General features: G+C 54.0%; 22 protein-coding genes and 1 pseudogene. 7 read left to right on the plus strand and 16 right to left on the minus strand.

From position 1 onward, the window contains the following. Nucleotides 1-139: 139 nt before the first annotated feature. From C3451_RS20410 to C3451_RS20420, 3 genes and pseudogenes are all read left to right on the plus strand, one after another. Nucleotides 140-1,234, plus strand: a pseudogene (locus C3451_RS20410) (restriction endonuclease subunit S); the annotation flags it as partial. A gap of 96 nt (nt 1,235-1,330) precedes the next feature. Next, entirely contained in the window at nt 1,331-4,594 is a 3,264-nt protein-coding gene (locus tag C3451_RS20415; protein ID WP_045621205.1) for an HsdR family type I site-specific deoxyribonuclease, read from the plus strand. A gap of 63 nt (nt 4,595-4,657) precedes the next feature. Then, nucleotides 4,658-5,590 (plus strand): hypothetical protein, encoded by a 933-nt coding sequence (locus tag C3451_RS20420; RefSeq protein WP_045621204.1) that lies wholly within the window; start codon nt 4,658-4,660, stop codon nt 5,588-5,590. Between the two features lie 59 nt (nt 5,591-5,649). Here the strand turns inward: C3451_RS20420 and tssD are convergent, their stop codons facing one another. Genes tssD through C3451_RS20435 form a run of 3 tightly spaced genes read right to left on the minus strand, consistent with a single transcriptional unit; the run spans nt 5,650 to nt 7,016 of the window. Continuing rightward, entirely contained in the window at nt 5,650-6,141 is a 492-nt protein-coding gene (tssD, locus tag C3451_RS20425; protein WP_045621202.1) for a type VI secretion system tube protein TssD, read from the minus strand. After that, nucleotides 6,142-6,654, minus strand: a complete 513-nt coding sequence (locus tag C3451_RS20430) for a hypothetical protein (RefSeq protein ID WP_124304390.1) — start codon at nt 6,652-6,654, stop codon at nt 6,142-6,144. Continuing rightward, nucleotides 6,654-7,016 (minus strand): tlde1 domain-containing protein, encoded by a 363-nt coding sequence (locus C3451_RS20435; protein WP_045621199.1) that lies wholly within the window; start codon nt 7,014-7,016, stop codon nt 6,654-6,656. Before C3451_RS20435 ends, C3451_RS20430 begins: the two co-directional genes overlap by 1 nt. A 241-nt stretch (nt 7,017-7,257) precedes the next feature. Between C3451_RS20435 and C3451_RS20440 the strand changes: the two genes are divergently transcribed. Beyond that, a complete protein-coding gene (locus C3451_RS20440) occupies nt 7,258-8,529 on the plus strand; it encodes a DUF445 domain-containing protein (RefSeq protein ID WP_045621197.1) in 1,272 nt (423 codons plus the stop codon). Here the strand turns inward: C3451_RS20440 and C3451_RS20445 are convergent. The 7 genes from C3451_RS20445 to C3451_RS20475 form a co-directional block, all read right to left on the minus strand. After that, entirely contained in the window at nt 8,526-9,602 is a 1,077-nt protein-coding gene (locus C3451_RS20445) for a DUF2955 domain-containing protein (protein WP_124304391.1), read from the minus strand. The two genes, C3451_RS20440 and C3451_RS20445, sit on opposite strands and share 4 nt — an antisense overlap. Next, nucleotides 9,592-10,659, minus strand: coding sequence for an HlyD family secretion protein (locus C3451_RS20450; RefSeq protein WP_114138770.1), 1,068 nt, complete (start codon nt 10,657-10,659; stop codon nt 9,592-9,594). The genes C3451_RS20445 and C3451_RS20450 overlap by 11 nt, the downstream gene beginning before the upstream one ends. Further along, complete coding sequence (locus tag C3451_RS20455; protein ID WP_022646938.1) at nt 10,656-11,126, minus strand: MarR family transcriptional regulator; 471 nt, start codon at nt 11,124-11,126, stop codon at nt 10,656-10,658. Before C3451_RS20455 ends, C3451_RS20450 begins: the two co-directional genes overlap by 4 nt. 586 nt (nt 11,127-11,712) lie before the next feature. Beyond that, nucleotides 11,713-12,408 carry a winged helix-turn-helix domain-containing protein gene (locus C3451_RS20460; RefSeq protein WP_063139196.1) on the minus strand — a complete coding sequence of 232 codons (696 nt, stop codon included), beginning with the start codon at nt 12,406-12,408 and terminating at the stop codon, nt 11,713-11,715. After that, nucleotides 12,383-12,778: an amino acid-binding ACT protein gene (locus C3451_RS20465; protein ID WP_022646936.1), complete on the minus strand. Its 396-nt coding sequence runs from the start codon at nt 12,776-12,778 to the stop codon at nt 12,383-12,385. The genes C3451_RS20460 and C3451_RS20465 overlap by 26 nt, the downstream gene beginning before the upstream one ends. Next, complete coding sequence (locus C3451_RS20470; protein WP_038415232.1) at nt 12,771-13,094, minus strand: antibiotic biosynthesis monooxygenase; 324 nt, start codon at nt 13,092-13,094, stop codon at nt 12,771-12,773. Before C3451_RS20470 ends, C3451_RS20465 begins: the two co-directional genes overlap by 8 nt. Nucleotides 13,095-13,337: 243 nt before the next feature. Further along, nucleotides 13,338-13,817: a carboxymuconolactone decarboxylase family protein gene (locus tag C3451_RS20475; protein ID WP_045621753.1), complete on the minus strand. Its 480-nt coding sequence runs from the start codon at nt 13,815-13,817 to the stop codon at nt 13,338-13,340. Nucleotides 13,818-13,918: 101 nt separating this feature from the next. On the opposite strand from C3451_RS20475, the gene C3451_RS20480 reads away from it, so the two are divergent. After that, a complete protein-coding gene (locus C3451_RS20480) occupies nt 13,919-15,307 on the plus strand; it encodes a PLP-dependent aminotransferase family protein (protein ID WP_045621752.1) in 1,389 nt (462 codons plus the stop codon). An 89-nt stretch (nt 15,308-15,396) separates the two neighbouring features. Here the strand turns inward: C3451_RS20480 and C3451_RS20485 are convergent, their stop codons facing one another. Next, nucleotides 15,397-15,558 (minus strand): DUF1127 domain-containing protein, encoded by a 162-nt coding sequence (locus C3451_RS20485; protein WP_003863073.1) that lies wholly within the window; start codon nt 15,556-15,558, stop codon nt 15,397-15,399. A gap of 176 nt (nt 15,559-15,734) precedes the next feature. On the opposite strand from C3451_RS20485, the gene C3451_RS20490 reads away from it, so the two are divergent. Then, nucleotides 15,735-17,150, plus strand: coding sequence for a PLP-dependent aminotransferase family protein (locus C3451_RS20490; RefSeq protein WP_022646932.1), 1,416 nt, complete (start codon nt 15,735-15,737; stop codon nt 17,148-17,150). Nucleotides 17,151-17,252: 102 nt separating this feature from the next. On the opposite strand, the gene foxA is transcribed toward C3451_RS20490, so the two are convergent. From foxA to C3451_RS20505, 3 genes are all read right to left on the minus strand, one after another. Then, nucleotides 17,253-19,361, minus strand: a complete 2,109-nt coding sequence (gene foxA, locus C3451_RS20495; protein ID WP_114138783.1) for a ferrioxamine B receptor FoxA — start codon at nt 19,359-19,361, stop codon at nt 17,253-17,255. 121 nt (nt 19,362-19,482) lie between these two features. Beyond that, on the minus strand, nt 19,483-20,436 hold the full coding sequence (locus C3451_RS20500) for an AraC family transcriptional regulator (RefSeq protein ID WP_023305384.1): 954 nt from the start codon (nt 20,434-20,436) through the stop codon (nt 19,483-19,485). Between the two features lie 138 nt (nt 20,437-20,574). Beyond that, a complete protein-coding gene (locus C3451_RS20505; RefSeq protein WP_003863067.1) occupies nt 20,575-20,808 on the minus strand; it encodes a DUF2171 domain-containing protein in 234 nt (77 codons plus the stop codon). 220 nt (nt 20,809-21,028) lie between these two features. Between C3451_RS20505 and C3451_RS20510 the strand changes: the two genes are divergently transcribed. Continuing rightward, entirely contained in the window at nt 21,029-21,214 is a 186-nt protein-coding gene (locus tag C3451_RS20510; RefSeq protein ID WP_010427252.1) for a hypothetical protein, read from the plus strand. Between the two features lie 38 nt (nt 21,215-21,252). Here C3451_RS20510 and C3451_RS20515 read toward each other — a convergent pair whose 3' ends face one another. Both C3451_RS20515 and C3451_RS20520 read right to left on the minus strand, forming a co-directional pair. Beyond that, complete coding sequence (locus C3451_RS20515) at nt 21,253-22,374, minus strand: cupin domain-containing protein (protein WP_045307858.1); 1,122 nt, start codon at nt 22,372-22,374, stop codon at nt 21,253-21,255. Between the two features lie 134 nt (nt 22,375-22,508). Next, nucleotides 22,509-23,114, minus strand: coding sequence for an ATP-dependent Clp protease proteolytic subunit (locus C3451_RS20520; protein ID WP_022646928.1), 606 nt, complete (start codon nt 23,112-23,114; stop codon nt 22,509-22,511). Nucleotides 23,115-23,193 lie beyond the last annotated feature (79 nt).

Raw genomic sequence — 23,193 nt, forward strand, 5'->3', positions numbered from 1 at the left:
CGCGATCAACAACCTGTTTGACTGCTTCAGTTTTAAACTCTTCGGGATAACGCTTACCGCTCATGGGCACCTCTCTTTAAGCCATCTTAAATGACTCTGAGGTGTCTGTTAAACCCGTGGCGATTCAGTTTTCTATTCTGAAGAAGACTTTTGGCCTTTAAATACAACACTTTATGTTGTTGATTTTAAGGGGAACGATCCGTTATTTGTGTACTATCTTCTTCAAACAATATCATATGCAGACTATACAGATAAAGCCGCAGTACCAGGGATAAACAGGAATCATCTGCATAAAGCCAAAGTTAAAGTACCTATTTCTCTGGAGATACAACAAAAAGTGGCTGCCCAGCTATATCAATTAGAGAAAAGAGTCACGCTTGGCAAGCAAATCAACCAAACCCTGGAACAAATGTCCCAAACCGTGTTTAAATCTTGGTTTGTGGATTTCGACCCGGTGATTGATAACGCGCTGGATGCGGGAAACCCAATCCCGGAAGCGCTGCAATCTCGCGCCGAAATGCGTCAAAAAGTACGCAAAAGTGCAGATTTCAAACCACTTCCGGCGGATATTCGTGCACTATTCCCGGCTGAATTTGAAGAAGCAGAGTCGGGCTGGGTTCCTATGGGGTGGAAAGATGGATCACTTCCTGATATAGCTTTTATAAATCCCACGTCATGGGGAACCAAGAATCAGCCTAATTATGTTAATTATGTAGATCTTTCTAATGCAAAAGATGGAATAATCAGCTCCATTGATAAAATATCATTTAAAGAAGCGCCAAGCCGAGCAAGAAGAATATTAAAAAAAGACGATCTAATCTTTGGTCTTGTTAGACCTGCAAATAGATCGTTTGCATATGTACATATTGATGGTTTAACTGGTAGTACTGGTTTCGCTGTGATCAGAGCGAAAAATACAATTTATAAAAATTTCATTTATTATTTTGTTACCTACGACAAAAACGTTGAAGAACTGGCAAGAATTGCAGATGGCGGCGCATATCCGGCAATTAAGCCTGATGATATATGCTCTTTACCTTTAATAATCCCATCAGAGGAGATCGTTCAGAGGTTTGATGAGTTAACAAGCAATTTTAGATACCTGATGAATAATTCATTAGTTCAAAACGAATTTCTAACCGCCCTCCGCGACACTCTGCTCCCCAAACTCATCTCCGGCGAGCTGCCCCTGGAGGATCTCCCCGACCTCATCAAACAAACAGAAGCCGCATAACGCATTTTTGCCCCTGTAAAATCAGGGGCTTTCTGGTAAGGTTTTCTCTTATTACAGGAATCCTTACCAGAAAACCAGCCAGGGCCGGAGCGGGATATGCATCTCTCATTCAGTGAAGCGAAGTTAGAACAGGCAATAATTGGACTGTTACAGGAGCAGGGCTACCAGCACCTGACAGGTGACAATGTGCCGCGTTCCAGCCACGATCAGGTGATTATTGAAGACGATCTTCGTCACTATCTCGCTGCTCGCTATCAGGTCGACGGTATTACGGAAGATGAAATCCAGCGGCTGATTAAACAATTGACCACCCTGCCCGCTTCCGATCTCTACGAAAGCAATAAGATCTTTTGCACCTGGCTGGCCAATGGCTTCCTGTTTAAACGCGACGATCGTCAGCAGAAAGATCTCTATATCGAACTGCTCGATACACGGCACCTATCCGCCGCGCTGCGTGAGCTATTCGATAGCGAAGACGTACCGATGCAACAGGCTGCTGAAACGCCAGCAAGCTATCTTATCCAGCCGTTGAACCGCATTAAGATCGTTAATCAGCTGACCATCACCGGCAAAGAAAACCAGCCGCGCATTCCGGATGCCATCCTGTATATCAACGGCCTACCGTTAGTGGTGTTTGAATTTAAAAGCGCGGTGCGAGAGCAGGAAGTCAATATTGGTGATGCGTATAAGCAGCTATGCACCCGCTATCGTCGCGATATTCCGCAGCTGTTTATCTATAACGCGCTGTGCATCATCAGCGATGGCGTGAATAACCGCATGGGCAACCTGTTCGCGCCGTATGAGTATTTCTACTCCTGGCGCAAAGTCACTGGTAATGAAAACCGAGAGCAGGATGGCATTCCTTCCCTACACTCAATGATTCAGGGACTATTTCACCCGGTACGCCTGCTGGATGTGATTAAAAACTTTATCTGCTTCCCGGATAAAGCCAAACACGAAGTGAAAATCTGCTGCCGCTATCCGCAGTACTATGCCGCGCGCAAGCTCTACTACAGCATTGAGCGAGCGCGTAAACCTTACGGTAACGGTAAAGGCGGCACCTACTTTGGCGCCACGGGCTGCGGTAAGAGCTACACCATGCAGTTCTTAACACGTCTCCTGATGAAAAGCGTCGAGTTTGCCAGCCCGACCATCGTGCTGATCACTGACCGTACCGATTTGGACGATCAGCTCTCCACGCAGATGTGTAATGCCAAAAATTATATCGGTGACGATACCGTGGAGCCAGTCACCAGCCGCGACGATCTGCGAGAAAAGCTTGCCGGTCGTAATAGCGGCGGCGTCTTCCTGACCACCATCCATAAATTTACTGAAGACACCGAATTGCTCTCCGAGCGAAACAACGTCATTTGTATCTCTGACGAAGCGCACCGCAGCCAGGTCAATCTGGATCAGAAAGTGATCGTCGATAAAGAGAGCGGCAAGGTACGCAAGACCTGGGGGTTCGCCAAATATCTGCACGACTCGCTGCCAGCGGCCACCTATGTCGGTTTCACCGGGACGCCTGTAGACGCTACGCTGGATGTCTTCGGCGCGGTAGTGGACAGCTACACCATGACCGAATCCGTTCAGGATGAGATCACGGTACGCATCGTCTATGAAGGCCGTGCTGCAAAAGTGATCCTGGATGCCAGCAAGCTGGAAGAGGTAGAGAAATATTACGAAGAGTGCGCTAACGCGGGCACCAATGAGTGGCAAATCGATGAAAGTAAAAAAGCCAGCGCTACCATGAACGCGATCCTCGGTGATGAGGATCGCCTGAAGGCGCTGGCGGAAGATTTTGCCAAACACTATGAAAAACGCGTCGCTGAAGGCTCAACGGTGAAAGGTAAGGCAATGTTTGTCTGCGCCAGCCGGGAAATTGCCTGGGATTTGTATCGTCAGTTAAAAGACTGTCGTCCGGCGTGGTTTGAGGTCAAACAGGCCCCTGAAGGGGTTGTGCTTACCGAGCAGGAGCAGAAAGAGCTGCCACCGTCCGAAATGGTCAAGATGGTGATGACGCGAGGTAAAGACGATGACGCCAAACTGTACGACCTGCTGGGCAGCAAAGAGTATCGTAAAGAACTGGATAAACAGTTCAAAAATGCAAAGTCGAATTTCAAAATCGCTATTGTGGTCGATATGTGGCTCACCGGTTTCGACGTCCCGGAACTGGACACTATCTATATCGATAAGCCGCTGCAAAAACATAACCTTATCCAGACCATATCCCGTGTTAACCGCAAGCTGGAAGGAAAAAGCAAAGGCCTGGTGGTGGACTATATCGGCATCAAGCGCCAGATGAACCAGGCACTGGCGATGTATTCCCGCATTGATGCCACCAACTTTGAGGACATTCAGCAGTCGGTCATTGAGGTAAAGAATCATCTCGACCTTCTGTCGCAAGTTTTCCACGATTTCGACAGCCGCGCTTACTTCACAGGAGAGCCTCAGGCTCAGCTGGCATGTTTGAATCTGGCGGCAGAATTTGTCTTGCGTACCCAGAAAATTGAACGTCGATTTATGGGGCTAGTGAAGCGCCTGAAGGCAGCCTACGATGTCTGCTGCGGCAGCGAGGCGCTATCGCAGCCAGAGCGAGATCGTATCCATTTCTATCTTGCCGTGCGTTCCATCGTCTTTAAGCTGACCAAGGGTGATGCTCCTGACGTTACCCAGATGAACGCCCGTGTGCGAGAGATGATTTCTGACGCATTAAAGGCAGATGGCGTGGAAGAGCTATTTTTCCTGGGCGATAAGAAAGCGGAATCGATCGATATTTTCGACGAGGATTATCTGGCGCGTATTAATAAGATCAAGCTGCCCGCAACAAAGATCCAGCTTCTGCAGAAACTGCTTGAGAAAGCCATCAGCGACTTTAAAAAAATTAACCAGCTTCAGGGGATCAACTTCACCCGTCGCTTCCAGTCCATCATGGATAAATATAACGAGCGCCGGGAAGACGACGTGCTGAATGGTGAAGAGTTTGATCACTTCAGTCAGGAAATGACTGACATTATCTATGATATTAAAACCGAAATGGGCACTTATGCAGATTTGGGGATTGATATCGAAGAGAAAGCGTTTTATGACATCCTGGCACACATGCGTGACAAGTATCAGTTTACTTACGAAGACGACAGGATGCTGGCGCTGGCAAAAGAGATGAAAGCAGTCGTTGATAACACGTCGAAGTATCCAGACTGGAGCAAACGTGATGATATCAAAGCCAAACTAAAAGTTGAGTTGATTCTTTTACTGCATAAACATAAGTTCCCTCCTGTAGCAAACGACGAGGTCTATCTGGGCGTACTGATGCAGGCAGAGAATTTTAAAGAAAATATGGGATCGATAAAAATGTAATATGTCAAATGATTTTGGCAAAGTCTGTTCTTCCAGTGCAAAAAGAATTATAAGGAGCATATTATGGCCGAAGGATTAAAAATGTTTTACGCGCGTGATGAGCGCAATGTACACTCCCGCATTCCTGTAGAAGATATTAAAGAGAGTAATAGAGAGGGGCTGATATGTGAGTTCTGCCCCGCTAAAATCAGCTGGGTCAAGGCGCACAAACGTAACGGCAAGAACATTTCAGCGTTTTTACGTTTACAGAAAAATGAGGAACATGCATTCAATTGCAAAAACAGCGTCAAATCAGCGATTACTTCGCTTGTAGCCCATTCACAAAATATTGAAGACGGAAAACTTCTCCTCGAAGCGCAAGATTCAGGTTTTATCTTCCGAATGAATGTCCTTATTGAAGCCAGTGCCGCTCTAAGAAAAGCCACTTTAAGATTGGAAGAAGAATCCGATCCGGAAGAGAAAGCACGCAAGCGAATTCGATATAAGAAAACAGAAAAGCATCTCGCTGATTACTTTAACACGGCTGCAGGCATTGCCAAAATCAGAGCAAAAATAGAGGAAAGCAGCGATAAGAAAACACTCTCTGACCTGGTAAAGATAGATTATAACGGCAAGAAAATTAGCTGGAATGACTTTTTCTATGATGAAGACCGTTATCCCATTCTTTTTAAAAAGGCCGCAAAAATCGCTCATCCTGTCGCAATTCTTATAACGGTTAAAAAAGCGCGAGAACACATTAATAATGAAAGGAATAATTTCTTCGCCCTCAAAGGAGAGGTATGCACACTGGAGCACGAGGATAAAAGCAAAGAGTTTTTCGCGCCAGGTTTAACTTGTAACGATGCTACCTTTTTTGAAAACCTCGAACCAAAAGACGAGATTATTGTTGTCGGTAAAGTACGCCCAACAACAAACCACTGGGGTGAAGGGAAAACCTATAAGAATTTGAACTTTACTATTTTTAACAAAAAACAAATCACACGGTTAACAGATTGAAATACATAAGTTATTACACTCTGGCAACGGGAAACCATTTGTCTCCCGTTGCCAGTTAATCAAGCCCCTAACCGATAATCCCAGTCATCCGAATGAATAACGTTACCGTCACGGTAATGCCAGGTAATCTTTTCATAACGAAGCAAAACAAGCTCAAGATGCCCCTGTTTTTCATGGTAAGTCTCTTTCACGTCATGCATTAATGAAAACACCGTGACGACCTTCACCGCTTCCAGCGTTATCGTGAAATAGATTTCTTCCTGACCGGCATCATTGATTCTGTACAGGTCGATAGTCGCTTTCCTGAGCGTACCGCCCGTGCTGAGTGCTTTATAGAGAAAAACGCTGGAGGCATCAATTTCTTTCTCAATAAGAAAGGGACGATGCTGGCGTTTGCTCAATGCTCTGCCGTTGTGCAGGTCAGAATTATAGCTTACGTTATGATAGAGACCCAAAACCTCAATCTGGTTTTCACGGCCTTTAACTTTCACGCTGCCTTTTATGCTATTGCCCGCATCGTCAGTTAATGACATATATCCCGGAATGGCCATTTACATATCCTTATCGAATGGAACAGAGTGTTCAACAGTGGCGATCATAACGGCGAGACATCTTTTACCCGGCGGGCTTTTTATTTTGAACATCTCCCTGATTGAATCCACAAAAAGCTTATTACTCTCAGCCTCCGTTTCGGGGAAATTCGCAAACGCGCAAATTTGTTCAACAGTGAGTAACGGTTTATTGTTATTTAAGATTGCCAGGACACCTTCAGGGTTATGTGGGATGGCTTCAGAAAGCGCCGCCTTTAAATCTTCAGCCGTACTGGCGTCCACTCCGGGTTCAAGGGCACTCGCCACGGCTAACCATGCCTGAGTTCCTTTACTTATCTCTGGTATGACATGATTCCACCATTCCGACTCACCCGTATCATTTGAATCCAGCTCCGCTACAACAGACATGGCGCCTTTGCCGTTTATCATCTGCAAGATCTGTTCAGGAGTGTGGTTTTTGGCAAATAAACCCATCGGTAAACACAAGAAGAATAGCGCAATAATATAATTCATTATCGCACCACCAGTATTGTATCACCCGATTCATAAATCATATGACGTTTGTCCTGACTGTTCATAATGATGCAACCTGCTGATGCAGAGCCTGGCGGCTGGCCTTTTTTATCACCATGAATTTGAAAATGATCTCTACCAAAGGTATTGGTCCCCGCTATAGGCTCAAGAATAATGGCCTCTGCACTTTTATGATTATTCCACCCGGCAATAAAATAAATACCTCTGGGAATGGGGCCTCTGTTTCGTTGACTTTCACACTCTGGCTTATCTTTCGATTCACCCGCACCGCTGTAGCAGTTAGCAACAAACTCACCATTATGGCTCAATACCCCCGTCGAAACTTTATAATCCCATGTCATCAATACCGTCTCCTTTCATAAATAGTCCTTTATCTTATGGCTAATAAGAGCGTTAAAATCACAACGATGGTCACAAAACATGACGTCCAAAATAAACAAGCACAAAAAATATAGAAAAATTAATAATAGATAATTTTGATGTATATAATTTTTATATAAAAGCCGTGTGTTCAGGCAGAGATTACGTCTCCCCCTTTCACCAGCTTTGCACTTTTGGTTCACTTGCCTCTATCCTTACCCCATGGAAAAAATAGCTGAACTCAAACGCGCCAAGCTTCTCGCGCTGTCGCTGCTGCTGATTGCCGCTGCGGCCTTTATCACTACCCTGTTCCTGCCGCAAACCTTCTGGGTACGCGGCGCAAAAGCTATTGCCGAGGCGGCGATGGTCGGCGCGCTGGCGGACTGGTTTGCCGTTGTCGCGCTGTTCCGCCGGGTGCCAATTCCCTTTATCTCGCGCCATACGGCGATTATCCCGCGCAATAAGGACCGCATCGGCGACAATCTTGGCCAGTTCGTGCAGGAAAAGTTTCTGGATACCCAGTCGCTGGTCGCATTAATTCGCCGCTACGAGCCGGCCCAGATGATTGGTGCCTGGTTCAGCAAGCCCGACAACGCCCAGCGCGTCGGGCTGCATCTGATGCAGGTGATGAGCGGTTTTCTTGAGCTGACTGACGACGGGCGCATTCAGCGCCTGCTCAAACGCGCGGTGCATAAGGCTATCGACAAGGTCGATTTAACCGAGACCAGCGCCGTCATGCTGGAAAGCATGACCAAAAACAACCGTCACCAGGTGCTGCTGGACGCCATCATCAACCGTCTGATAACCCTGATTCAGCGAGAGAGCACGCGGGAATTTATCTCTGACCAGATCGTCCACTGGCTGAAGACCGAGCATCCGCGCAAGGCGATGGTGCTGCCCACCGAGTGGCTGGGCGATCAGAGCGCAGAGATGGTGTCGAACGCGGTGAACACGCTGCTGGATGATATCAGCCACGACCGCACGCACCAGATCCGTCGGGCATTTGACCGCGCCACGCTGAAGTTTATCGACAACCTGAAAAACGACCCGGAGATGACGGCCAAAGCCGACAACATCAAGCACTATCTGAAGAATGATGAAGCATTTAACCGCTACCTGGGTGAAATGTGGGCTGACCTGCGCCAGTGGCTGAAAAATGACATGCAGAGCGACGATTCCCGCGTGAAGCAACGTATCGCCAACGCCGGGCTGTGGTTTGGTGAGACGCTGTCGAATGATGCCAGCCTGCGTGCGTCGTTGAACGAGCATCTGGAGCAGGCCGCGCACCGCGTCGCGCCGGATTTTGCGGCATTCCTGACGCGCCATATCAGCGACACGGTGAAAAGCTGGGACGCCAAAGATATGTCACGCCAGATAGAACTCAATATCGGTAAAGATCTTCAGTTCATTCGCGTAAACGGTACCCTGGTAGGCGGAACGATTGGCCTGATCCTGTTTTTACTTTCTCAGTTGCCCGCCGTGCTGGGGCATTAATCCGCTTTTGGCGGCGCGATAACGTAGCGCGTCGCCTCGAAGCGGTTCAGGATCAGGTGCACCAGAAAGACCATCGTCAGCGTGACCACCAGCGCGAAGGTAACGGAGGTGATGCGGTACAGATCGCTGAACACCAGATCGCTGTCCGGATGCATGTTTTGCCCGAACATAATGCCGATGGTGGTAATGCTGGAAAATCCCACCCCGGCCCCGACCTTCTCCATCACGTGCAGGCGCGCGCCAAATGCCAGCCCGAGGCCGATCAGCGGCATCATCAGCAGCATATGGCTGCTGTGATCGTACAGGATAAGCTGAACGACGAGGATATAGAGACAGCCCAGCACCACGCCGACCACGCGCCAGATAGAGCTCATCACCGCGCCGCGGTAGTGCATCGGGAACAGGATCAGAATGCCCGCCATCAGCGCCGAGAGCGAATCGCTTAAGTCGCTCATCTGAAATACCACGAAAATCAGCGTCGCCACGGTGCCGGAGAGCAGCGACTCGTGGCGCACGCGGGCATCGTCTTTCTCTATCAGCGGCGGCGGCTTACGTGGCTCCACGTCCGGCAGCAGGTAATTCATCAGCGCGCTCAGACACACCGCCATCACGCTCGCTTCAATGTAGGAGAACAAAAGCGTGTGCCAGTTGGTGGTGGGGTAGCTCATAAAGTTGAGCATTACGCTCTGGCACACCACGCCCATCGAACCGAACAGAAACAGCGGCCCCTTGCTCATAAAGCGAAAGCGCATCACGTACAGGGCAAAGACCACCAGCGTCATAATGACCGGCCATTGCGACAGAAAGCCGATGATGATCACCATTTCGACGCAGTTGAGCGATGCGCTGAAGATAAACTGCTTCGCCACGTGGCGGTTAAACACCGGCACCAGCGACAGCAGCATGATCGGGTAGACCACAAAAAACACGCCGTAGCTGGTGTTGTAGAAGCTCGAAATACTGAGCGCAATCATCCCGGCAAAGACAATGCGCAGGGTCTGGCGGAAGTCGTTTGCCGTGTAGACGATGTTGCCGTGCGGGGTAAATACCCGCGCCAGAGTGCTAATAGACATAGTGAAGCAGGCTCACCAGATGGATTTGCATCCCGGAGAAGAAGCGCGCAAAGGGCCCTTCGCTGTTGTAGAGCTGCACGGTGGCGCGCGCGCCGGTCGGCAGCGACTTCGGTAAGGCTTCGTCCAGCGCCACGTGAATGCGCATTCGCTGGGCATCGCGCACCCAGCGGTTAGAGGTTTCCGGTTCAGAAAGTTGACCGTTAACGGCTTCCTGACCGGCGAGGATCCCCGCGTCACTGCTGGTCACGTGGGCGCGGAAAACCCGTCCCGGAAAGGCGTCAAACACCACGGCGGCGTCGGTCCCCTGGTGGGTATGACGCAGGCTCTTCTCGCGGAAATCCGCCACAATATCCGTCTGCGTATTCACCAGCGCCAGCGCTGCCGAACCGGACGAGGCGTAAAAACCGGGGCTTAATTGCAGATTACTCACCGTGCCGTCCGCCTCGGCGTAGACCTTCGTCCAGCCAAGATTCAGCTCCGCTTCATCCAGCGCGTTACGGTATTTTTGCAGCGTCACGTTACGGTGTTCATTCCGCTCGCCGCGCTGAATGCGCAGGTTATGAATATTCGCCTGAATCGAGCTGACGGACTGCTCGCTGCTCTGCCAGGTAGTGCGGACCTTATCCAGATCCGCCTGCGACACGTTCTGCAGGGTGCTCAGTTTCTGGTAGCGGTCGAAAGTCACTTTGTCGTTACGCGCGGTCAGCACGGCGGTCTTTAGGCTGGCCTGCGCGGCGGCGATCTGCGCGTCCAGTTGTTCGTTGGAAAGGCGAGCTTGCTCAAGCGCGATCTGCGCCGCTTCCACTTTATTGCGAAACGGGGTGTCGTCGAGCTCAAACAGCAGATCGCCTTTCTTCACCAGGCTATTGTTGTGGACATGGACCGCCGCCACATAGCCGGAGACACGGGCAGACACCGGCGTCACCACGCGCATCACGGTGGAATCCGGCGTCAACGGGATCCAGATATCCGCGACGATAAAGTAGACAAACATCAGCAGGAAAGAGGCAATACTTACCCTTACCCAGCGGGCAAACTTTTGTTCAGGAGTCATTATTTTTCGGTCTTGTTATCTTCTTCGCGGATTGTCCGCAAATTGCAGGCGATTTGATTCAGGGTGGCGCTGAAAATGTCGAGATGTTCAGGCGCGATGTTTTGCGATACGCGCGTCTGAAGCGTCTCAATTACCTGGGTGAGCCTGTTAAGTACAGCTTTTCCCTCAGGCGTCAGCGTCAGAAGCCGGATGCGCTTGTCATACGGCGAGACGGTGCGCAGCAGGTAACCCTGTTTTTCCAGCTGTGTCAGGGTGCGCATTAGCGGCGGCAGTTCAATGCCCTGCACCTCCGCCAGCTCACTCACCGAGACGTTATCCCCGAGCTGATGCAGCTGCATCATCACCGTCCAGCTCGACTGGGTTAACCCGGTATCGAGAATGGCGTCGTCAATGACGGCACGCCACTGGCGCACGATCATCGCCATCCGCATGCCCATCGGCCTGCGGCTAAACAGTTCTTCTTCACTCATGGGGAAACCTCTCGTCACACGCGGTCACGATAATAGTTATCAGGGTAAGTATCAAGAAACGAGAAGTTAAAGCGCAGGAATTGCGAAATGAGATTATCCCTCTCCCTGTGGGCTGAGGGATCCCCAGTAATTTTTTTATGCAGAAGCAATAAAGTTGCTTTCTAAATGACTGAGGGCTGTCAGCGATGCCCTGGTCCGGCTGTAAATCGCTGAGGCGTTTGCCTTCCGGCCGGGGCGAGGCGCAGGGATGCGCCGAGAGGGCGGCTTTACAGGGACGTTGCCTCCGCCCGTACCCGATAAGCCGGAAGGAATAAGCCGAGGGCACCGCGAAGCGGCGATTTACCGCCGGGAGCCCGGGTCGCCAGGGTGGTGGCGACTGAGCCACCCTGGCACGTTCACCGGTCATGTCGTTACAGAGTAGCAAGGAACATAAAGTGAACGGAATGACCACCACCGCCGTATGTTCCCCTCACCCTAACCCTCTCCCCGGAGGGGCGAGGGGATTGCTCAGTGCTCGCATTAATTTGTGGGGAACCCTCAGCCCTGTGGGAGAAGGCCAGAGTGAGGGCACAGCCCGCAGCGGAGTTTAGCGGCTAAAATGTCTGGAGATGGCGCCCTGTCCTGAAGCCGTCACAACCACCTCCCTGTACCCCGCCACCCGCTGGATCCACCCTTTGCTTTCCAGATAAATAAGCAGCGCCGCGCCGGCTTCGCCTCCGAGATGAAACCGCCGCTCGCTCCAGTCCAGGCAGGCGCAGCACGCTTTTCGGCGCGAATGAGCGCTTAACGAAACGCCGAGCTTCAGAAATTGCTCCCGACCATACGGCGTGAGCGCTGAACCGTCTGCCTCCAGCCAGCCTGCTGCCTGCATGAAATCGTAGATCTGCACCGCCACCGCGCCTGCGAGATGGTCGTAGCAGGTCCGCGCCTCCCGCATGGCTTTCGGCGCGGTAGTTTCCGGCGGGGTAATGCGGCTCCACGAAAGCCCCATCATCTGTTCCACCAGCGCCGCCACGTCGTGCCCGGCAAGACGATAATAACGATGCCGCCCTTGCGACAGGCAGGTAATTAGCTGCCCTTCAACCAGCCGGGCAAGATGCCCGCTGGCGGTCGACGGCGCAACGTCTGCCGCCGCACTCAGTTCGGTGGCCGTCCACGCCCGCCCGTCCATTAGTGCACAGAGCATTTTCACGCGCGACGGATCGGCCATTGCAGCCGCTACAGCGGCAATGGATTTTTCCAGCATCGCGCTGTTATCAGAGGGTAAGCTCGTCTTTAACATTCGTCGCCCAGGGTGTGGTGATCTCAGCGGCCAGCTTATCATCATCCGTCAGCAGAATAAGGTGATTCGCGTGGTCGCTGTACTGAGTCAGGATAGACACGCCCTTTGCGGCCAGCGCCGCCGCTATCTCGCCCAGCTCGCCAGGACGCTCCTGCTTAAGCTTTCTGATCACCGGCTTTCGCAGCGCCTGCACGGTAAACCCGGCGTCGAGCAGCACACGGCGGGCTTTTTCCCCGTCCTCCACCAGGAAATGGGCATCCGTACCGAAAACGCCGCCCCCCTCCAGCCCCACGCCGTTGCGGCCTAACAGCTGTCCAAAGCGCGCCAGCTCGCCGGGCCTGTCGCTAAAAATCACGTGAACGTCATACATCCGCGTGCCCTCCCGTTTCGGAGCTGTACTCCCGCACCAGCTGCGCCACGCGAATACGGTAGAAAGAAAAAATCGACTCCCGGCCTTCGGCCTGCGCGGCCTGATGGAAGACATTCTGCTTCCAGCGGCGGACGGCCTCTTCATCCCGCCACCAGGAAAGGGACAGGATTTTGCCGTCGATGCTCAGGCTCTGAAAACGTTCTATATCAATAAAGCCGTCGATGTCCGCCAGCAAAGGCTTGAGTTCAGCGGCAAGCTGCAGATAGCGCGCCTGATGATGAGGCTCCGCTTTGGCTTCAAAAAGGACTGCGATCATGGGTGTCTCTCCGTAGTGAGGGTGTGGAGAGAATGCAGGAGGAAAAACCACAATGCTTCGGTATGGAGCGAAGTGTTTGCCGGATGGCGCTGCGCTTATCCGGCCTACGGGCTCATGTAGGCCCGGTAAGCGTAGCGCCACCGGGCAGGGTTTAACCCACCATCGACTTCGACTCCATAAACGCCCCAATCCCCCACTCGCCTGGATTACGGGCGCTGGTGGCGATGATCCGCGAGCGCGGAATTATTCCAGGTTAGCCTTGTTCAGACCGTAAGCCGCATCCAGCGCGCCCGGCTCCATGCGAGAGGTAATGCCCAGGCGGTTCCAGGCGTTGATCGCTACGATGGCGAAGTTCAGCTCTGAAATCTCGACATCCGAGAAGTACTCCGCCACGCTGCGGTACAGCGCATCGCTCACGCCATGTACGCCAATCTGGGTCAGCGCTTCGGTGAAGGCCAGCGCCGCTTTTTCACGGGCGCTAAACAGCGGGGACTCGCGCCAGGCCGCCAGATGGTACAGGCGCAGCTCGCGCTCACCGGCGATTTTAGCCTCTTTCGAGTGCATATCCAGACAGAAGGTGCAGCCGTTCAGCTGCGATACGCGAATGTCGATAAGGTGCTTAAGCGCCGGGTCGATGGAGGTTTTCGCCACCTCCATGCTCAGGGCAGAAAGCGCGTTGGCAAGTGCAGGTGTGGCTTTGTGGTGGTTTACGCGGGTGCTCATTGTCTTTCCTCTTTTTGTGCCGTTTTTTTCATGCGATAAGGCAAATCTACGCCGTTAATGACATAGTAAAAAGACACAAAAAGCGTGAAATGAGGTAGGACATGAAGCCGGGCTATCATGAGATTTATTCCCGTTATCGCGACAACATCACGCGCGGCGTGCTGAAGCCGGGCGATAAAGTGCCTGCCATCCGCGTGCTGGCGGAAGAGCTTAAGGTCGCGCGAAAAACCGTCGAGACGGCGTATGCCATTCTGACGGGCGAAGGGTATCTGGTAAGCCAGGGCGCGCGCGGGACGCGGGTGAACCCGGATCTTCTGCTGCCCGCGCAACACGCCCCCGCAGAACAAGCGACCGGCACGCTGCCGGCGTCGTTGATTAGCCAGCGCGAACGGGCCGGTTTTCTGCGCCCCGGCATTCCGGCGCTCGACAGCTTCCCCTATAAAAAATGGCTGCTGCTGGCGGGCCAGGCGACGCGCGCCATGCGTCAGGATGAAATGCTCAACCCGCCGGTGCTGGGCTGGTATCCGCTGCGCGAGGCGATTGCCCGCTATCTCAATATCTCGCGCGGGTTATCCTGCACCGCCGAACAGGTACTGATCACCAGCGGCTACAGCGGCAGCCTGCGCCTGATCCTCGACACGCTTGCCAGCCGCAGCGACAAGGTGGTGTTTGAGGATCCGGGCTATTTTATGGGCCAGCAGCTGCTCAAGCGGATCGTGCCCCGCCTGCACACCGTGCCGGTTGATCGCTGCGGCATCGATACGGACTACCTGCTCCGTCATCATCGCGACGCGCGTTTTGCCATCGTGACCCCGTCGCATCAGAGCCCGCTGGCGGTGACGCTCTCACTGCCGCGCAAGCAGCAGCTGCTCGACTGGGCGTCACAAAACGAGGCGTGGATTATCGAAGACGATTACGACGGGGAATTTCACTACACCCGCAAAGTGCTGCCGTCGATGAAAAGCCTCGACCAGCATGACAGGGTGATCTTTATGGGCACCTTCAGCAAAACCATCATGCCTTCACTGCGCATGGGCTACGTGGTGATGCCCGCCAGCACCGTCGGGACCTTTACCGACTGCGCGGACATTACCACCAGCGGCCAGCCGGTGCTGACGCAAAAAATCCTCACCGCATTTCTCAACGAAGGGCATTTTTTTCGTCATCTGAAAAAGATGCGCGCCCTGTATCAGATCCGCCGCGACTGGATGATTGCCGCCCTGCGTGAGGTCTATGGTGACCTGTTCTTCACCGAGCAAAACGACGGTGGAATGCATATTGTCGCGTTCCTCGCAAAGGGAAGCGCTGACCGGGAGATCGCCCGCTGCTGGCAGGAACAGCAACTACAGGTTAATGCGCTGTCGGAGTGGTATCGCGGGTCGGGCAAACGCTACGGGCTGGTGATGGGCTATAACAACGTGCGGTCATATCAGGAGGCGGTTGAGCTGCTGGAAAGGCCGAAACGGCAGACGCTTGCGCTGTTGAGTTGAAAACCGCCGGGTGGCGGCTGCGCCTTACCCGGCCTACGGGCTCGGAGTAGGCCGGGTAAGGCGTAGCCGCCACCCGGCGACGACGTGGCTTACACATCATATCGCGATAACCCAACGTCCTTGAGCTGCTCGTCGCTCATCTGGCTCAGAATGCGGCGGGTACGGTTGATGCGATACCAGTTACGCAGCGTTTTCGCTACCCAGACAAACGCGATAAACGGACGTTTTGAACGATTCTCGTAGAATTCCATGATGCTCTCCTCGCTGTGCCAGTGGGGTTATCATCATGGAAAACGGCCAGTACAATACAGATTCAAAAACTGCTTTTGTTTACCATACAGATCCGCTAAAACGGTATCTGCATGGCGTTTTACCCACCAGTCTGTACTGGTTTAATAATCTGTATGGTGAAAACAAAGGATACAGCATGACGCGCTATCAACATCTGGCCAACCTACTGGCGGAACGTATCGAACAAGGGCTGTATCGCAGCGGCGAACGTCTGCCGTCGGTACGCACGCTGAGCCAGGAACACGGCGTGAGTATCAGCACCATACAGCAGGCCTACCAGATCCTCGAAAATCTCCAGCTGATCACGCCCCAGCCGCGCTCCGGTTATTTTGTCTCGAAACGCAAAGCGCAGCCGCCCGTACCGGCGATGACGCGCCCGGTGCAGCGCCCCGTGGACGTCACCCAGTGGGATGAGGTGATGATGCTGCTGGACGCCCGCGCCGACAAAGAGATGATCTCCTTTGGCGGCGGCTCGCCGGACATCAACCAGCCGAGCCTGAAGCCGCTGTGGCGCGAGATGAGCCGCATTGCGCAGCATAACCCTGGCGAAATGCTGAGCTATGACGTGCTCGATGGTCGTCTGGAGCTGCGCGAGCAGATCGCCCGCCTGATGCTGGACGGCGGCTCCACCGTGGCGGCAAACGAGATTGTGATCACCAACGGCTGCCACGGCGCGCTGTCGATCGCCCTGCTCTCGGTGTGCAAACCGGGGGACATCGTGGCGGTCGAGTCGCCGTCGTTTCACGGCACCATGCAGATGCTGCGCGGATTCGACATCAAGGCGATTGAAATACCTACCGATCCCGAGACCGGGATCAGCATCGAGGCGTTAGAGCTGGCGCTGGAGCAGTGGCCGATCAAAGCGGTGATCCTGGTCCCCAACTGCAATAACCCGCTCGGGTTTATCATGCCGGAAGCGCGTAAAAAGCAGGTGCTGGCGCTCGCCCAGCGGCACGATATTGTGATTGTGGAGGATGATATCTACGGCGAGCTGGCCGCAGAGTACCCGCGCCCGCGCACCATTCACTCGATGGACATTGATGGCCGCGTGATCCTCTGCAGCTCCTTTACCAAAACCGTGGCGCCCGGGCTGCGCGTCGGCTGGATTGTGCCGGGGCGCTATTACGACCGGGTGATGCACATGAAATACGCCGCGGGCGGGTTTAACGTGCCGGGCACGCAGATGGCGGTGGCGGCGTTTATTCGCGACGGCCATTACCATCGCCACGTGCGGCGCATGCGCCAGATTTATCAGCAGAATATGGAGACCTATACCTGCTGGGTGCGGCAGTATTTTCCGGCAGAGATATGCGTTACCCGCCCGCAGGGCAGCTTCCTGCTGTGGGTCGAGCTGCCGGAGACGGTCGACATGGTGTGCGTCAGCAAGCAGCTGTGCCGTCTCAAAATCCAGGCTGCGGCCGGGTCGCTGTTTTCCGCCTCCGGTAAGTACCGCAACTGTCTGCGGATCAACGTGGCGCTGCCGCCGACGGATAAACATCGCGAGGCGTTGAAAAAGATGGGTGAGGCGATTGTGATTGCGATGGAGGGGTAGTGCGGCCTGTTGCCCTCACCCCGGCCTTCTCCCACAGGGAGAGGGTGAAAACCGATCCCGTAGGCCCGGTAAGCGCAGCGCCACCGGGCATTGGCTAACGACTCAGAACGTCCACGAAACGCTGCCGACAATGCTGCGCTCTGCACCGAAGTAGCAGTAAGAGAGCGAATTACACGCCGCAACGTAGCTTTTGTCCGTCAGGTTATTGACGTTCAACTGCGCGCTCACGCCCGTGAGCCCCACTTTCGACAGGTCATACCCCACGACCATATCCACCAGGGTGTATGACGGTAGCGTATGGGTGTTCTGACGATCGCTGGCGATCCCGTTGACATAGCGCACGCCGGAGCCGACGGTCAGGCCGTCCAGCGGGCCGCTTTTGACGTCGTAGCTCAGCCAGGCGCTGGCCATGTTACGCGGGGCATAGACGGCGCGCTTGCCCTCCTCTTCCGGGCTGCTCTTCTTGTAGCGAATATCCGTATAGGTGTAGGCCGCCTGCATGCGCAGGCTGTCGGTCAGCTGTCCAATCGCCTCCAGCTCAACGCCTTCGGATTCGATTTCACCGATGGAACGGTACGGATCGGTCGGCTCCTCTTTAGTGGCAATGTTCTTCTGGTTGATGCGGAACACCGAGGCGCTGAACTGGCTGTTCATCCCCTCCGGCTCATACTTCACGCCCGCTTCCCACTGCTTGCCCTTCATCGGATCCAGGATATTCCCCTGCTCGTCGGCAAAGCTGGTCGGCGTAAAGGCGGTGGAGTAACTGACGTACGGCGCGACACCGTTATCAAACAGATACAGCAGCGCCGCGCGGCTGCTGAAGTTGTTTTTATCCAGATCGCTGCGGGTATGGTTGAAGTTGTCGACGTTCGACACGCTTACCTGGTCGTAACGCCCACCCAGCGTGAGGCGCCAGCGGTCAATGGACATCTGATCCTGCAGGTAGTAGCCGGTCTGGCGCAGCTTATGCTTTTCCCTGCTGTACTGGGTGATGTAGTCCGGCTTCGCGCCATAAGCAGGATGGAAAGCGTCAATCGGCGGGAAGCCGCCGTAGTAGCCGGTGACGTTGTTGGTGCGGTCCTGGTAGTCCATGCCGATCAGCACTCGGTGGTTCACCTCGCCGGTATCGAAGCTGCCGTCGACCTGGTTATCCAGGGTGATGGCGTTCATCTTCTCGTCGGAGCCGGAATAGCCGCGGTTCAGCTCGGTGTCGTTCAGCCAGCCTGCGGCATACACCTGGTTCAGCTCGACTTTGGTGTGCAGGTAGCGCAGCTTCTGACGCACGGCCCAGCCGCTGTCAAACAGGTGCTCGATGTTATAACCGACCATGTTTTCCCGACGATCGTACTTGTCGTAATCGTCTTCACCTTCAAAAAAGGTGTTGGAGATTTTCTTACCGCTGTGCGGCACGACGGTGCCCTCATACGGCAGGCCGGAGTGGCTGCCGCCTTCAGGATCGCGGTGCAGGTAGGCCATCAGATCCAGACGGGTATTATCGGTGATACGCCAGGTCAGGCTCGGCATCAGCGCGTAACGCTCTTCTTTGAGCTGATCGAACTGGGAATCGGCATAGCGGGTCATCCCGCTGAGGCGTACCGCCACGCGGTCGTTATCATCAACCGGGCCGGTGACGTCGAACATCGCCCCACGCTGGTTATTGTTACCGGCGAAGAGCTTGATCTCCCCGCCCGGATCGAACGATGGCTTACGGGAGGTGAGCGCCACGATGCCGCCCGGCGATGAGCGACCGTACAGCACGGAGGCCGGGCCGCGCACGACTTCGATACTGTCCAGGAACCACGGATCAACCACCAGCGAGCTGTGGGAATTGGTGTCGCCCATCATCTTCAGTCCGTCGAGGTAGACGTTGTCCAGGCTGCCGTCCGAGAAGCCGCGCAGCACCATGTAGTCGAAGCGGTTTGATGCCCCAATCTGGTTGCTGTAGACCCCCGGCGTGTAGCTCACGGCCTGACGCACGCTGGTTGCGCCCTGCTCTTCGAACTGCTCGCGGGTGACGATAGAGACCGATTGCGGGGTTTCAATATCCGGCGTTTCAAGCTTGGTGGCCGCAGACTGCATCTGCGAGGTCACCACCACGGTGTCAGTTTTTTGGGCATCCTGCGCCAGTAAAGGAAAAGCGACGCTACCGGTAACCCATCCCACCAGCAGTGCCAGACGCGATTTAGCAAACATAACCCTCTCCAGAGATATTTCTTATTGTTAATAAGAATTATTACCTTTTTGAGGGTGCAAACAGCTATGCGCGCCGCCAGGTTATGTATGCGCGATGCTAAACCGCACGGGATACGTTCGCGCGATGGACAAAATTACGTTAGCGGAGTTTGCGCACGTCACCCGGTGAAATCCCGTAATGACGACGAAACGCGGTGGCGAAGTTGGTGGCATGCTGATACCCGCACATCCACGCCGCCTGCTGTACGCTGTGGCCTTCCAGCAGATAGCGACGCGCCAGCGCAAGGCGACAGTCGCGGAGATAATCGAAGAGTGTGCAGCCGTAGCGTTGACGGAACTTGCTGCGCAGGCTGCTTGGGCTCATGGCAGCAAGGGCTGCCAGCTGCGCGAGTGTATGGTCACATTCAGGAGACTGTTCCAGCAGGCACCGGACGCGTTCCAGACGCGCATGCTCAGGGCGGCTCGGACAGGGCAGCTGGCACTGGTTCAGGCCGTGGCCGAGCAGCTGGTACATGAGCCCCTCCAGCAACAGCTTACGCGAGAGCACGCTTCCCCCCTGCCGCTGTGCATGCTGAATGCCTGACATCACAAACTCGGGAACGTGCCAGACAAACGCGGGGGTATTCAGGCTTTGCCATTCCAGTAGCAGCGACTCAAGCAGGGCTTCACGTCCGGCATCGTGCGGGTACACGCCAAACGAGAGCGTTTTCAGCGTGCTGTCAGCATCGTGACGCGCGCTCATCACCTGATCTTCACTCAGACGCGAGCTGAACGCCATGCCCGGGCGGACGGGATAATCGATACCATTGAGCGTGAGCGTCACGCACCCTTCCAGCACCACCAGCATATAAAGCGGGCTGCTGTGGCGAGAGGTGGTTTCATAGGGCTGTAATACACGTACGTCGGAATGGGTCAGTGAAATGCCGGACGAGAGCGTCATCTCTTCAACATTCCCCTGCAACACGGGGCTGCCGCTGACCTGCTCATCTTTTAGCTGCGGGAAACGGTAGTCGATGCCGTAGCGCTCGCCGAATATTTGAAAATCCTCAACAAAAAATATGCGCTTCGCTGATGTATTTTCACTCTGGAGCATAATTCGGAACCTGCATCGGGGAAAGGACAGGCAAAACAGTACCATTCATTTGCCATGGCAGCAATCACCGGGCGCAGACACTATTACGCTCCGGACAAAGCCGGAGCGAAGGCGTATATTTCTTTACGAGAAATATATTTATGCTTCCTGCCACTCAGCAAAAACCTCTTTATGGTTTTTGGTCAGGACAACTTTATTATCTTCGACCTTATCGACCCAGCCGAGAGGAATAAAGTGGTGCTTGCCGCCTGATTCCGGGTCGCTCTTTGCAAGCTTGATACGCTCACCATCAAGATGGTCCACAACCCCGACATGCGTTCCGCAGCTGGCGACAACCTGAGTGTGATCCTTAATTGCGCTTTTATCTACCATATTCATTCTCCTGTTTCGGTTATTTGCCTGTTGCACGAAATTAACTGTAGCGCATAAATTCGGACCTGAAATGCGTATTAGCATTTTGAAACATCATTGACAGAACCGAATATTATGTCTATTTAGCGCCGAATTGAAAAAAATAAGAATAAGATTAATTATTAGCGACTGATTATTTCCCGTTCATAATTAAAGTATCGCAACCAACGAGGAGGTATTTATGACGATTCGCAACAATCGGACAGAAATTTCGCTGGCTCTTGGTGAAGCGGTCTTAGACATCGTGCAAAAAGGCCATGAGGTATCGCGAGAAAATCTCGCCCAGGCGATGAAAATTAAAGCGGAAAAAGAGCGCGACGATGAGCGGCTTCTGAACTACTGGAAGGCCTGTAATATGCTGGTTTGAACGTAGCGGCGTTTAGTCTGACTAAACGCCGCAGTCTGTTACTCGTCGAAGTACCAGTATCCCTGGTTAATTAATCCGGTCAGCTCTTCCACAAACGCCGGATTATTCAGCGCATCGCCCAGTTCGGCCTGGCCGAGCTGGGTGTAGCGGGACAGCGCGTCCGCCCCGTTCACATCCGCCGTCTCCAGCTGTTCGCTGTTGATAAAGAAGCTGCCGTTGACGTTCAGCACGCGCAGCCCGCTCAGGCGTGAAAGCGTTTCGCCCCCTTGTAGCGCGTCGAGCACCTCGTCTGCGGAATACGGCGGCTCGGCGGCGGCAATATCCAGCTCGTGACGCGGCGTGGAGACGAAGCTGCCGAACCATTTTGTAAAATCATCCGGCTTGCTAATCATGTCGATCATCATCTGGCGAATGCGATCGAGCTCGTACTGCTCCACGCGGCCCGGGTGTTCGCGGCAGGTCAGATCCGGATCGCTGTAGTGCTCGCCACCCAGATCGTTTTCCAGCGCGTAATCGGCAAAGCTGCTAATCAGATCGCGACCGTTCGGCCCGCGGAAACCGACAGAGTAGTTGAGCGCGGTTTCATGGGTGAAGCCGTCATGCGGGAATCCAGGCGGAATATAGAGGATATCGCCCGGGGCCAGATCTTCGTCAATGATTGGCTCAAACGGATCGACGTGCAGCAGGGCCGGATGCGGACAGAACTGACGCATCGGCAGCTTGTCACCCACGCGCCAGCGACGGCTACCCATCCCCTGAATAATAAACACATCGTACTGATCGATATGCGGCCCAACGCCGCCGCCCGGGACGGAGAAGGAGATCATCAGGTCATCGAGACGCCAGTCCGGCAGGACGCGGAACGGACGCACCAGCTCTGCGGCGGGCATATGCCAGTGGTTCACCGCCTGCGCCAGCAGAGACCAGCCGGTTTCACCGAGGTTATCGAAATGCTCAAACGGGCCATTGCTCGCCTGCCACTTGCCGTTAGCATGGCTTACCAGGCGGCTATCGACTTCCGGCTCCATCGCCAGACCCGCCAGTTCATCAGGGGTAATGGGGTCGACAAAATTCGGGAAGGCATTTTTCAGCACAACGGGTTGTTTTTGCCAGTATTTCTCAAGAAATTCCGGCCAGTCGAGGTTCAGTTGATACGCCATGGTTAGCACCAGTGAGAGGGGAGACAGGCGCGATTATAGAAGAGACAGCCAGGGGGGAACTTGTCATGGGTCAATCGAGCGCGCGTAGGTCGGGTAAGGCGAAGCCGTCACCCGACGCACGCGCGGGCTAAAACTTAATCCAGGTTCAGCTCGTCATAATGGGTGATCAGTTTGCCCACGATGCCGTAGTCCAGCGCTTCCGCCGGTGACATCCAGAAGTTACGGTCGGTGTCCTTCTTCACTTTCTCCAGCGGCTGGCCGGTGGCGTCAGCAATCAGTTTGTTTACGCGTTCCAGCATGCGGATAATCTCGCGCGCTTCGATTTCGATATCCGTTGCCTGACCGCGCACGCCGCCCAGCGGCTGGTGGATCATAAAGCGGGTATTCGGCAGCGAGTAGCGGTGCTCTTTTTTCGCCGCCAGGAAGATGGTGATCCCGGCGCTTGCCACCCAGCCGGTGCCAATGACGTGCACTTCCGGTCGGATAAACTTAATGAAGTCGTGGATGGTGTCGCCCGCTTCCACGTGGCCGCCCTGGCTGTTAATGTACAGCTTGATCGGATCGTTGCTGACGCTTTGCAGCAGGATCATCTGAGTGATGACTTTCTGGGCCAGCTCCTGGTTGATCTCACCGGAGATGACAATCGAACGGGATTCCAGCAGTTTTTGCTGTAGAGCGCCCGCGCCGCTTGTTCCTTCCGCTTTTTCTTTATCGTCACTGCTTTTCAGTGTGTAGTGCATCGTTATGTCCTCAGCTTGTCGCGCTCAAAATCAGAGTGTAGCCTGTTTTACCCGTCGGCGTCCTCACACAAAACATCGT

It is taken from the genome of Enterobacter sp. 301B (assembly GCF_003850715.1).
Lineage (GTDB): Bacteria > Pseudomonadota > Gammaproteobacteria > Enterobacterales > Enterobacteriaceae > Enterobacter > Enterobacter intestinihominis.

Coding starts and splice junctions, on each gene's coding strand:
- tssD (WP_045621202.1), bottom strand. CDS start 6,141: ATGGCCATTCCGGGATATATGTCATTAACTGACGATGCGGGCAATAGC.
- C3451_RS20520 (WP_022646928.1), bottom strand. CDS start 23,114: ATGCACTACACACTGAAAAGCAGTGACGATAAAGAAAAAGCGGAAGGA.
- C3451_RS20440 (WP_045621197.1), top strand. CDS start 7,258: ATGGAAAAAATAGCTGAACTCAAACGCGCCAAGCTTCTCGCGCTGTCG.
- C3451_RS20460 (WP_063139196.1), bottom strand. CDS start 12,408: ATGTTAAAGACGAGCTTACCCTCTGATAACAGCGCGATGCTGGAAAAA.
- C3451_RS20420 (WP_045621204.1), top strand. CDS start 4,658: ATGGCCGAAGGATTAAAAATGTTTTACGCGCGTGATGAGCGCAATGTA.
- C3451_RS20445 (WP_124304391.1), bottom strand. CDS start 9,602: ATGTCTATTAGCACTCTGGCGCGGGTATTTACCCCGCACGGCAACATC.
- C3451_RS20490 (WP_022646932.1), top strand. CDS start 15,735: ATGACGCGCTATCAACATCTGGCCAACCTACTGGCGGAACGTATCGAA.
- C3451_RS20435 (WP_045621199.1), bottom strand. CDS start 7,016: ATGACATGGGATTATAAAGTTTCGACGGGGGTATTGAGCCATAATGGT.
- C3451_RS20415 (WP_045621205.1), top strand. CDS start 1,331: ATGCATCTCTCATTCAGTGAAGCGAAGTTAGAACAGGCAATAATTGGA.
- C3451_RS20510 (WP_010427252.1), top strand. CDS start 21,029: ATGACGATTCGCAACAATCGGACAGAAATTTCGCTGGCTCTTGGTGAA.
- C3451_RS20485 (WP_003863073.1), bottom strand. CDS start 15,558: ATGGAATTCTACGAGAATCGTTCAAAACGTCCGTTTATCGCGTTTGTC.
- C3451_RS20430 (WP_124304390.1), bottom strand. CDS start 6,654: ATGAATTATATTATTGCGCTATTCTTCTTGTGTTTACCGATGGGTTTA.
- C3451_RS20505 (WP_003863067.1), bottom strand. CDS start 20,808: ATGGTAGATAAAAGCGCAATTAAGGATCACACTCAGGTTGTCGCCAGC.
- C3451_RS20475 (WP_045621753.1), bottom strand. CDS start 13,817: ATGAGCACCCGCGTAAACCACCACAAAGCCACACCTGCACTTGCCAAC.
- C3451_RS20480 (WP_045621752.1), top strand. CDS start 13,919: ATGAAGCCGGGCTATCATGAGATTTATTCCCGTTATCGCGACAACATC.
- C3451_RS20455 (WP_022646938.1), bottom strand. CDS start 11,126: ATGAGTGAAGAAGAACTGTTTAGCCGCAGGCCGATGGGCATGCGGATG.
- C3451_RS20465 (WP_022646936.1), bottom strand. CDS start 12,778: ATGTATGACGTTCACGTGATTTTTAGCGACAGGCCCGGCGAGCTGGCG.
- C3451_RS20515 (WP_045307858.1), bottom strand. CDS start 22,374: ATGGCGTATCAACTGAACCTCGACTGGCCGGAATTTCTTGAGAAATAC.
- C3451_RS20500 (WP_023305384.1), bottom strand. CDS start 20,436: ATGCTCCAGAGTGAAAATACATCAGCGAAGCGCATATTTTTTGTTGAG.
- C3451_RS20470 (WP_038415232.1), bottom strand. CDS start 13,094: ATGATCGCAGTCCTTTTTGAAGCCAAAGCGGAGCCTCATCATCAGGCG.